This window comes from Ruegeria atlantica (assembly GCF_013033965.1).
Taxonomy (GTDB): domain Bacteria; phylum Pseudomonadota; class Alphaproteobacteria; order Rhodobacterales; family Rhodobacteraceae; genus Ruegeria; species Ruegeria atlantica_D.
In genome coordinates this window covers 44,575-50,367 of record NZ_WQFE01000017.1, presented here as the reverse complement: position 1 = coordinate 50,367, position 5,793 = coordinate 44,575, and the positions used below count along the sequence as shown (strand labels likewise).

Here is a 5,793-nt window from a genome sequence, read left to right as displayed (position 1 = left end):
GGGCCATGTCAGCGATGCGCTGTCCCTGTGATAGTGCATCGCCGAAGCGTCAGCTGCGTGGTGGAATGGTGAAATGTTACAGCTTTTCACACCCACGTGGCGAGGTTTGATGGGCATGTTCGAGAAGCAGATGTTAGCCTGAACGGACCCACCCCAGGCGGTGTTTTCGCAGGCTCGGGACTGATCCCGTTGATCTGCACCGAGTACCTGTATTGAGTGAGAAGGACAATGAACCCGGTAGTATCTGATGATCTGCTAGAGGCCCGAAAGGCAGGGCGAAGCTTCTTGTGGGCTGTGTGTATGTTCAGCGTCTTTGTGAACCTTTTAATGCTGACCGGGCCGCTGTTCATGTTGCAGGTCTATGACCGCGTGCTGGCATCGGGTTCCGAGGAAACATTGGCAGCGTTGTTCGTGTTGGTGGTGGTGCTTTACGGGTTGATGACGGTGCTTGACTACGTGCGTAGTCGCGTACTTGCGCGGTTCGGCGCGCGCTTTCAGGCGCGGTTGGATAACCGGGTTTTTCATGCGGTCGTCAAACGGGCGGTCCTACCCAAAGAACGGGCCGCGCCTTCGGCGGGTTTGAACGATCTTGAATCCGTGCGCGCGGCGTTTGCATCGCCAGTGATGATTGCACTGTTCGATATTCCGTGGACACCAATTTTCGTCGCCGGAATTTTCATCCTGCATCCCTGGCTGGGCTGGTTGGCGGTCTTTGGCAGCGTGGTTCAGATCGCGACGACACTTGTCAACAACTGGCTGACGGGGACAAAGACCCTGGCCGCTCAGAATTCCTCACGCCAAGCTCAGGGGTTCGCCGAGCAGGTCCGTCGTTCCGCAGAAATCGTTCGTGGTCAGGGCATGAGCCGCTCAGTCGCTGAACGCTGGCACGGGATGCGGGATGACGCGCTTGAAAAATCCATACGGGCAAGCGACTGGACGGGGCTTTTTTCGTCTTTCGGAAAGACCTTCCGCTTATTTTTACAATCGGCCATGTTGGCGCTAGGAGCCTATCTTGTTCTGAAAGGTAGTGCGACCGGTGGCGCCATGATCGCAAGCTCAATCCTGCTTGGGCGGGCTTTGGCCCCGATACAGCAGGCGCTGGGTCAATGGGGATTGATCCTACAGGCCCGTAATGGTTGGCGGTCTTTGGGCGATCTACTTGCAACCACACCCGAAGATATGGAACGGCACGACCTGCCGAGACCCCATCCCAACATTTCCTTTGTCGGTGTGTCGGTGATCGCTCCCGGTGCCAAAGCCCCGACCGTCAGGAATGTCTCGTTCTATTTGGGCGAAGGTGAAATTTTAGGAGTGATCGGCAAAAGCGGTTCGGGCAAGACGACGCTGGCGAAGACTTTGCTGGGTCTTTTTCCGGCCGCCGCCGGTGAGGTCAGGCTAGGGGGCGCCACGCTTGATCAGTATGATCCGGATGTTTTGGGATCCCATATCGGGTATCTGCCACAAAGCGTCACCCTGTTTTCCGGGACAATCTCGGAGAACATCGCGCGGATGGCACCAGAGCCGGATCAGCTCAAAGTGACCGAGGCCGCGAAGCGTGCCAACGCGCATGAGATGATCCTGTCGCTGCCAGATGGCTACAATACCGTGCTTCAAGGGGATGAGAGCCAGCTTTCGGGTGGTCAAAAGCAGCGTATCGCACTTGCCCGCGCGTTTTTTGGCGACCCCGTTCTGCTGCTGTTGGACGAACCCAATTCTGCCTTGGACAATGACGGCACAATTGCGCTGAACCAGGCTTTGCGTGACTTCAAGACACAAGGAAAATCTGCCGTCCTGATGACGCATCGCCCGTCCGCCATCACAGAATGTGACCGGTTGCTGGTGATCGAGGACGGGCAGATTACGGCAGATGGCCCCCGCGATGAGGTGCTCAAGGCAACGATTGCCCCCGTTGAGCAATCGCGAAAACCGCAGCAGATGGTGAAGATGAAATGACCGCGCATCCGACAAAGCAATGGAAGGCAACGGGTACAATCCTCGTTGGAGCCGCGACTTTGGTTGTATTGTTCGGTGCGCTTGGCGTCTGGGGGGTGCAGGCACGGATTGACGGAGCCATTATCGCGCAAGGCATGACGCAGGTGGAATCCAATCGACAGATTGTACAACATCCGGATGGCGGTGTGGTCGGTGCATTGCACGTGAAAGATGGTGACTGGGTTGTTGCCGGAGACGTACTGCTGACGTTCGAAGATGAGTTCATCCGATCGGAGTTAACAACAGTCGAAGGCCAACTGTTCGAAATCGTCGCGCGCAAAGCCAGGCTGGCTGCGGAACGTGATGGGTTGGCTACGCTAAAGATCTCACCATCCCTTGTCGCGTATCTGGAAGAAGCACCCGAGATCAAGGAACTGCTGAACGATCAACAGCAGTTATTGGACGTGCGGCGTCAAGCACAGGCGGAGAATGAGGCGCAGATCACCGAACAGATTTCTCAGGCCAATCATCAAATCGAAGGAGCTGAAGCGCAGTTAGCCGCGATCCAAAGGCAAAGTGAGCTTATCTTGGGCGAATTGGAAAATGTGCGCGTTCTTTTTGAAGAGAAACTGACGCCGGCGTCCCGTCTTTCCTCGTTACAACGCGAAGATGCCCGCCTTATTGGTGAGCAAGGTACGACACTCGCAAGTATAGCGCAGCTCAAAGGGCAAATTGCTGCGCTGAATATTCAACTGATCTCGCTAAAAACCCAACGACGCGAAGAAGCCATTTCGACACTGCGCGACCTTGAAGTGCGAGAGATCGAGTTGGTGCAGCGACGCCTGGACCTGAAGCGCACTCTGTCGCGCGTCGAAGTGCGGGCGCCCGTCGATGGCGTTGTTTTTGGCTCGCGGGTATTTGCTGTACGCGCGGTCGTGTCTGCCGCCGAACCGATCTTGTTCGTGATCCCGCAAGACCAACCCTTGGTGATTTCAGCACGTGTGGAACCCATCCATGTGGATCAGGTGCTTATCAACCAAGAGGCGACCCTTAGGTTCACGTCGTTTGATCAGAGATTCACACCCGAGCTGAAAGGCACAGTGGTTGGGGTATCGGCTGATATCCATCAGGATGAAGCGACCGGATTTCCGTACTACCGCGTTGAAATCGTTCCAGACGATGGTGAAATCAGCAAGCTTGGCGACAATACTCTGATCCCCGGAATGCCGGTGGAATCCTTGATCAAAACCGGTGCGCGTTCACCATTAAATTATCTTACCAAACCCCTCACTGACTATTTCGTGAGATCGTTTCGCGAAAGCTAGAGCAATCAGAGCGTGTCTCATACCAAAGACTGAAAAAACCGAAGAAAGTCAAAATCATCTCGTCATGAATCTCAGAGACCTAGAATATGTGATCGCCGTTGCGGAACTTAAGAGCTTTACCCGCGCTGCTGAGAGGGTGGCCATCTCTCAGCCGACATTGTCGAACCAGATCAAGAAACTTGAAAACAATTTCCAGATGCAAATCTTCGAACGCAGGAATGGAACGGTCAGACTGACCAAATTTGGTCAGGAATTCGTAGCGATCGCAAAGCGGATTGACGACTCCGTTTGTGACATCAGTCGATTGGTCCAAAGCCTTCAAGGATCCAAGGTACGACCTGCCAGAATTGGAACCACCCCGACGCTGGCAGCCTATCTGACGCGCTATCTGCGAAATACGTTCCGGCGCGTTTGCAAGAACCTGCAAATTGTCATCGTGGAAGAATACCCCACGACGCTGGCCAAAATGGTCAAGTCCCGCGAAATCGAAATGGCCTTGATTGCGCGCAAAAGTTACCAGGACATCTTTTCGAAAGATACAGAAAGCGTCGGATTTGCACCCTTGTGGCGAGAAGCTTTGTATCTGGGTGTGCGAAAGGGACATCCATTGACAAAAAACAAATACATCACCGCGCATGAGGTGCCACAAGCAAACCTGCTGCGTTTCGACATCCCTTTTGGGTTTGAACTTGAGGCTAATTTACCCAAATCATCCAAAGATGCCGGTGCACAAGCCGGAATTGATATTAGATCGGCCCGATTTGAAACCGTTTGTCGCCATGTCGCCCAAAGTGATGCTTGCACAATCGTAAACTCGATTGCTGCTGAGCAATTCAAGAAGGACGGATTTGGGTTGGATTTCATTCCCTTCGAAGGTCTGGGCAATACACGGGAACTGGGTGCAATTACGCATCCGAAGTATCCGCACATGGATATTGTCGAGAGGTTTCAAGCCGAAGTCTGGGCAGCACCGCCGACGGGGGCATTTGTACCTGAAACCAAATTTCTCCAACAGCCGCTGCAGTGTGTGAAGCGAGACACTTCATGACCCGGTATCGCATTGTTGTTTCCAGCGAATTCACGGGCCGGTCCATTGTAGGAAATTTGACGGTCAATTTTGCCGTCTGGTGCGCCGGGAAACGAGTAGATCAAATCCCGGATTTTACTCACGTAAACGTGTTAGTTTTGGGCTTAGATGTGTTGAGTAGCACTGTTGCCAATTGCGTGCTTGCAAAACAGCCTATGAAAGAGTGTGGGGGCAAGTTTGGTCTGCATTCGTGAGGCGTGAAGCTGGATGCAGTTAGTTAAGAGTGGTCAAATGGAAGAAGAAACGACGGTTCTAAAAAAAGAGCGCACCAATAATCCCGCGCAAGTTAAAAGTGACGTAATCGAAAACAAGGTCGAATACTCGGTATCCGCTGGCCTGGGTCATAGGATCAATTCGTTGGCGGCCTCGATTGCAGTCACGTCCTATCAATCGAATGCGGTCTATTTCATTGGTGTAAAGCCTCAAGGCGGCGTGAATATTCACACGATGCCGGTCACGCGTCCGATGGGCATATGCCGCGACGGATCAAACGGTTTGTCCATCGCCTGTCAGCGACAGATCCTGCATCTGCAAAACATTCTGGCCGAGAATGAGCGGATGAACAATTGCTTTGATGTGGCGTTCATGGCGCGGCGCAGCGAGTATATTGGCGAATTGGATCAGCACGATCTGGGAATTGACGCGGAAGGCAACGCGGTTTTCGTCAACACACGCTTTAATTGTCTGGCGACGCCAGATATCCGGCATAATTTCCGAGAGATTTGGCGCCCCGATTTTGTGTCCAAACTGGTCTCGGAGGATCGCTGCCATCTTAACGGAATGGCGATGCAAGACGGAGCGCCGCGCTATGTGACCGCCGTCAGCCGTTCGGATACGATTGATGGTTGGCGGGATCGCCGAGCCGATGGGGGCGTCGTCATTGATGTAACGACCGGCGATGTGGTGTGCGAAGGTTTGTCGATGCCGCATTCTCCGCGCCTTCATCATGGGCGGCTATGGGTTCTCAACTCTGGCTCAGGTGAACTGGGCGAGGTCGTATTTGATGGAGAGAACGCGATGGGCCGTTTCGAGGCCCGCGTATTCTGCCCCGGTTTCCTGCGCGGGCTAGCCTTTCATGGTGACTATGCTTTCGTGGGCCTGTCCAGACCACGTTACAAACGGTTCGAGGGTCTGGAGCTTGATCATCGATTGCGTGACACCGACAGCGCGCCGTGGTGCGGGATCCAGATCATTGATCTGAAAAAAGGAACTTGCGTGGACTGGTTCCGTATCGATGGAGCGGTTGCCGAAATCTACGATCTTGAATTGATCAACGGCTATCGCTGCCCAATCGCGATCCCGCCTGACGCGCCGGAGGCTGCTTCGATTGTAACCATCGGACACTGACCGAAGCAGCTTGCTCCGTAGCTAAGCAACCAAAAACAAACAAGAACTGGTCCCTGTGTTTCACAGGGCTGTGGAGACTATTACCCATGAAACAGAAACCGC

At 53.8% G+C, this 5,793-nt stretch carries 4 protein-coding genes; all 4 read left to right on the top strand.

The window, feature by feature from the left end; translation table 11 throughout:
- Positions 1-228 precede the first annotated feature (228 nt).
- The 4 genes from GOW16_RS21765 to GOW16_RS21750 all read left to right on the top strand — a co-directional run bounded on the left by GOW16_RS21765 (position 229) and on the right by GOW16_RS21750 (position 5,691).
- Complete coding sequence (locus GOW16_RS21765) at positions 229-1,953, top strand: type I secretion system permease/ATPase (protein WP_170419561.1); 1,725 nt, start codon at positions 229-231, stop codon at positions 1,951-1,953.
- Positions 1,950-3,257: an HlyD family type I secretion periplasmic adaptor subunit gene (locus GOW16_RS21760; protein WP_170419560.1), complete on the top strand. Its 1,308-nt coding sequence runs from the start codon at positions 1,950-1,952 to the stop codon at positions 3,255-3,257. Before GOW16_RS21765 ends, GOW16_RS21760 begins: the two co-directional genes overlap by 4 nt.
- Before the next feature lie 64 nt (positions 3,258-3,321).
- Positions 3,322-4,305, top strand: coding sequence for a LysR family transcriptional regulator (locus tag GOW16_RS21755; RefSeq protein WP_170419559.1), 984 nt, complete (start codon positions 3,322-3,324; stop codon positions 4,303-4,305).
- A gap of 270 nt (positions 4,306-4,575) precedes the next feature.
- Positions 4,576-5,691 (top strand): TIGR03032 family protein, encoded by a 1,116-nt coding sequence (locus tag GOW16_RS21750; protein ID WP_170419558.1) that lies wholly within the window; start codon positions 4,576-4,578, stop codon positions 5,689-5,691.
- Positions 5,692-5,793: the final 102 nt, after the last annotated feature.